The 1,482-nt window shown below is 64.7% G+C and carries 1 protein-coding gene; it reads left to right on the top strand.

The window, feature by feature from the left end; translation table 11 throughout:
- Positions 1–66: 66 nt before the first annotated feature.
- Positions 67–1,476: an IS701 family transposase gene (locus AC1DYD_RS41345; RefSeq protein WP_478178486.1), complete on the top strand. Its 1,410-nt coding sequence runs from the start codon at positions 67–69 to the stop codon at positions 1,474–1,476.
- The last annotated feature ends 6 nt before the right edge of the window (positions 1,477–1,482 follow it).

Raw genomic sequence — 1,482 nt, forward strand, 5'->3', positions numbered from 1 at the left:
CTAGTCTTACTGTGTCAATAAAAACAAGGCATTATGTGCACTTCCTCAACTGATGGGTGAAGAGCCATGGGTATGAGTCAACGGTTCGACCAGTACATGCACCATCTGGCGGAAGGGCTGGGTCACTCAGATCGTCACGCGGGGCTCAAGGGCTACTGCACCGGACTGATGCTGCCGCTGTCGCGCAAGAGCGTGGAGCCGATGGCCGCTCGGGTGGACCCGCTGCACGCCAGCGCCCGRCATCAGGCACTGCATCACTTCGTGGCGAAGGCCGAGTGGTCCGATGACGATCTGTTGCGCCGGGTCAGCCAGTGGGTGGTGCCGCAGATGGACTTCAGCCGGGGTGGCTGGTGGATCATCGACGACACGGGGTTCCCGAAGAAGGGCAAGCACTCGGTGGGCGTGACACGCCAGTACTGCGGGATGCTGGGCAAGCAGGACAACTGCCAGGTGGCGGTGAGCGTGTCGCTGGCATGCGACCAAGGTAGTTTGCCGGTGGCTTGGCAGCTGTATCTGCCCGAGGATTGGGCGGCGGACGAGGCGCGCAGGCAGCAAGCCGGCGTACCCGAGGAGGTGCGCTTCGCCACCAAGACGCAGATCGCGCTGGCGCAGTTGCGCACGTTGCTGGCCGAGGGAGCGCCGCGCCACTGCGTGCTAGCCGACGCCGCCTACGGAGTCGACACCGCCTTTCGCCAGGCGCTGAGCGACATGGGATTGCTGTACGCCGTGGGCGTGACCTCGGCGGTGGTGGTCTGGCCCCCTGGGGTCGAACCGCTGCCCCCGAAGCGGTACAGCGGCACGGGTCGTCCACCGGTGATGCCGCGGCGCACCGCGGGGCGACAGCCGATGAGCGTCAAGGCGCTGGCCCAATCACTGCCGGCGCAGGCGTTCCATACGATCAGTTGGCGCGAGGGCAGCAATGAGCCGCTGAGCGGACGTTTCGCAGCGCTGCGGGTGCGGCACGCCGGCGGCAACGCTGGCAAGGCGCGGTTGCGCCCACTTCAGTGGCTGCTCATCGAATGGCCTGCAGACCTTACAGAGCCGAGCAAGTACTGCTTGTCCACGCTGCCCGAAGAGACGCCGCTCAACGAGTTGGTCAGCGCCGCCCATCAGCGCTGGCGCATCGAGCGCGACTACCAGGACCTGAAGCAGGACTTCGGGCTGGGTCACTACGAAGGTCGTGGCTGGCGAGGGTTCCACCACCATGCGACTCTGAGCATCGCCGCGTACGGATTCCTGATGGCCGAACGCCTGATCGCCGACAAGCCAGTCGGCGGTAAAAAAAACTTCATCGAACGCCAAGTGCCTGCGTTTCCCGCGAATTACATCCCCCGCGGCAGTCCTGCGCGCGCAGCGCCACGTGGACCATTCGATCACGACACTGCGACTCAGCCTGAGCTATCTACTCATCGCTCGCCTCGGGCAGTGCCCTTGCTGCGGCAAGGCAAGCGCAAAGCTACTCTTGTGACACAGTAAGACTAG

The sequence above is a fragment of the Variovorax sp. P4_B11 genome, from assembly GCF_056402355.1.